General features: G+C 71.7%; 2 protein-coding genes. Both read left to right on the top strand.

The window, feature by feature from the left end:
- Positions 1-93: 93 nt before the first annotated feature.
- Complete coding sequence (lpdA, locus tag ETD96_RS43630; RefSeq protein WP_205719761.1) at positions 94-1,488, top strand: dihydrolipoyl dehydrogenase; 1,395 nt, start codon at positions 94-96, stop codon at positions 1,486-1,488.
- Positions 1,489-1,523: 35 nt separating this feature from the next.
- Positions 1,524-1,909: biotin/lipoyl-containing protein (locus ETD96_RS43625; RefSeq protein ID WP_338072672.1), on the top strand; the 386-nt coding region annotated here is incomplete at its 3' end.

Below are 1,909 nucleotides of genomic sequence, written 5' to 3'. Positions count from 1 at the left end.
ACCCGGGAGCGTCCGCTGTGCATAAGAGACAGCCCTACCACTACGGGCGCCCCGATCCACGCGGGCGCCGCGACAGGGGAAATGGAGCGTCCAGTGGCCAACAACGGCACCTTCGACATCGTCGTCCTAGGCGCCGGCAGCGGCGGTTACGCGTGCGCGCTGCGCGCCGCCGAGCTCGGCAGATCGGTCGCGCTCATCGAGCGGGACGAGTCCCTCGGCGGGACGTGCCTCAACCGCGGGTGCATCCCCACCAAGGCGCTGCTGCACGCGGCCGAGGTGGCGGACCACGCGCGGGACGCGGCGAACTTCGGCGTCAAGACCACGTTCGAGGGCATCGACGTGGCCGGTGTGAACGCCTACAAGGACAAGGTCGTCTCCACGACCGTCAAGGGCCTCACCGGGCTGATCAAGGCCCGCGGCATCGAGGTCGTGCACGGCAGCGGGCGGCTGACCGGGCCGACCACCGTCGAGGTCACCGCGCCCGACGGCGCGACCAGCGTGATCGAGGGCGGGCACATCGTCCTCGGCACCGGCTCGCAGCCCAAGAGCCTGCCCGGCCTGGAGATCGACGGCGAGCGCGTCATCTCCAGCGACCACGCGCTGCGGCTGGAGCACGTCCCCGCGTCCGTCGTCATCCTCGGCGGCGGCGTGATCGGCGTCGAGTTCGCCAGCGTGTGGCGCTCGTTCGGCGCCGAGGTCACGATCGTGGAGGCGCTGCCGCACCTGCTGCCGCTGGAGGAGGAGTCCAGCTCCAAGCGGCTGGAGCGCGCGTTCCGCAAGCGCGGCATCAAGTTCGAGACCGGCACCCGGTTCGAGAGCGCCAAGCCGACGCAGGGCGGCGTCTCCGTCACCCTCGAAGGCGGCAAGACCATCGACGCCGAGCTGCTGCTCGTCGCGGTGGGGCGCGGCCCGATCTCCGACGGCATCGGGCTGGCCGAGGCCGGCGTCGAGACCGAGCGCGGGTTCGTGAAGGTCGACGAGTACTGCCGGACGAACGTCCCCACGATCTCCGCGGTCGGCGACCTGATCCCGACCCCGCAGCTCGCCCACGTCGGCTTCGCCGAGGGCATCCTCGTCGCCGAGCGGCTGAGCGGGCTCACCCCGCCGCCGATCGACTACGACGGCGTGCCCCGCATCACCTACTCCGACCCCGAGGTGGCCTCGGTCGGCATCACGTCCGCGGTGGCCCGCGAGCGCGGCCACCAGATCAAGGAGGTCGTCTACGACCTGGCCGGCAACCCCAAGAGCAAGATCCTGGGGACGCAGGGCGAGGTCAAGGTGATCGCGGCCGTGGACGGCCCCGTCCTCGGCATCCACATGGTCGGCGCGCGCGTCGGCGAGCTCATCGCCGAGGGCCAGCTCATCTACAACTGGGAGGCCCTCCCGAGCGAGGTCGCCCAGCTGATCCATCCCCACCCGACCCAGTCCGAGGCGGTCGGCGAGGCACATCTCGCCCTCGCCGGCAAACCACTGCACGTGCACGGCTGAACGCCGCACAAGTAATACGAAGGAGTCGCTGAGACATGCCGGTCTCCGTCACCATGCCCCAGCTCGGCGAGAGCGTCACCGAGGGCACCGTCACCCGCTGGCTCAAGAAGGAGGGCGAGCGCGTCGAGACCGACGAGCCGCTCCTTGAGGTGTCCACCGACAAGGTGGACACCGAGATCCCCTCGCCCGCCTCGGGCATCCTGACCAGCATCACCGTCGCCGAGGACGAGACCGTCGAGGTCGGGGCCGAGCTGGCCGTCATCGGCGACGAGGGCGGGGCGCCGTCCGGCGGCGGCGCCCCCGCCGCCGAGGAGCGGCAGGCGCCCGCGGCCGAGGCCCCCGCCGAGCAGGCCGCCCCGGCACCGCAGGCCGAGGCACCGCAGGCCGAGGCCTGGCTCTTATACACATCTGCCACAGCTGA

It is taken from the genome of Actinomadura geliboluensis (assembly GCF_005889745.1).
GTDB classification, from domain to species: domain Bacteria; phylum Actinomycetota; class Actinomycetes; order Streptosporangiales; family Streptosporangiaceae; genus Spirillospora; species Spirillospora geliboluensis.
Note: the sequence above shows the minus strand (reverse complement) of the source record. Positions and strands in the feature narration are given on the sequence as shown.